A 1,109-nucleotide genomic window follows, 5' to 3' on the forward strand; every position below is an offset into this window, starting at 1 on the left:
GATTTGCCATCACTGCCGGATGCCAGGATCTTTTTTTTACGACGAGCGGCTTCTTCTTCGGCTTCTGCATTATCCCTCCTTCGCAAACGCCGGACGGCACGGAAAAGTTTTCCGGGTCGCTCCGGCGTTGGACAAGCGCCAGCGCGTCAGTGGTGTTAGCGGGTTTCGGGGCGCAGCCCTGAACCAGTCACAGCGTTTACGCTGTGTATACTGGCTTACTATGTTGGCATGAGAGCACGATTCATGAAAGTGCCTCATGTGGCAGGTGTGATATGTGGCTCAGGAGCGTCCGCAATACCATGCACGGACAGATGAAATGACGCCTCCTCGCTCACTCGGTAGCTGCGCTCCTGCCGTTCGGCTGCGGCGGGCGTGACCGACTCACGGATAACGGGATAAAGCAAAGGCGCTCAAATCAGAAAGGGCCGGAGAAAAGGATGCGGCGTTGCCGTTTTTCCATAGGCTCCGCCTCCCCTGACGAGCATCACAGAAATGGACGCTCAAGTCAGAGGAGGACGAAACCCGACAGGACTTAAAGATGCCGGTGATTTCTCTCCGGCGGCTCCCTCGTGCGCTCTCCTGTTCCGACCCTGCCGTTTACCGGATACCTGTTCCGCCTTTTTCCCTTTCGGGAAGCGTGGCGCTTTCTCATAGCTCACGCTGCTGGTATCTCGGCTCGGTTTAGGTCGTTCGCTCCAAGCTGGGCTGTATGCACGAACCCCCCGTTCAGCCCGACTGCTGCGCCCTTTCCGGTAACTATCATCTTGAGTCCAACCCGGACGGACACGCAAAAACGCCACTGGCAGCAGCCATTGGTAACTGGATATATACGAGAGAGATATTGAGAGGTCTTGAAGTGGGTGCCTAACTGCGGCTACACTGAAAGAACAGTTTTGGTATCTGCGGTCTCGTATACCCAGTTACCCGGTTAAGCAGTTCCCCAACTGACTTAACCTTCGATCAAACCGCCTCCCCAGGCGGTTTTTTCGTTTACAGTGCAAGAGATTACGCGCAGAAAAAAAGGATCTCAAGAAGATCCTTTAAATGATCGTCAGTTCTGTTATCCCCGGAGCTCCATCCATCCCACGGAAAAACACCCGCCACTGATG

General features: G+C 54.8%; 2 protein-coding genes. Both read left to right on the forward strand.

What is annotated here, in order from left to right:
- A partial coding sequence (locus HGP28_RS19150; protein WP_211092071.1) for a hypothetical protein occupies nucleotides 1–182 on the forward strand: 182 nt, incomplete at its 5' end.
- A gap of 527 nt (nucleotides 183–709) precedes the next feature.
- Nucleotides 710–868 carry a replication initiation protein gene (locus HGP28_RS18895; RefSeq protein WP_071596352.1) on the forward strand — a complete coding sequence of 53 codons (159 nt, stop codon included), beginning with the start codon at nucleotides 710–712 and terminating at the stop codon, nucleotides 866–868.
- Nucleotides 869–1,109: the final 241 nt, after the last annotated feature.

The organism is Vibrio agarilyticus (genome assembly GCF_012641465.1).
Taxonomy (GTDB): domain Bacteria; phylum Pseudomonadota; class Gammaproteobacteria; order Enterobacterales; family Vibrionaceae; genus Vibrio; species Vibrio agarilyticus.

Coding starts and splice junctions, on each gene's coding strand:
- HGP28_RS18895 (WP_071596352.1), top strand. CDS start 710: ATGCACGAACCCCCCGTTCAGCCCGACTGCTGCGCCCTTTCCGGTAAC.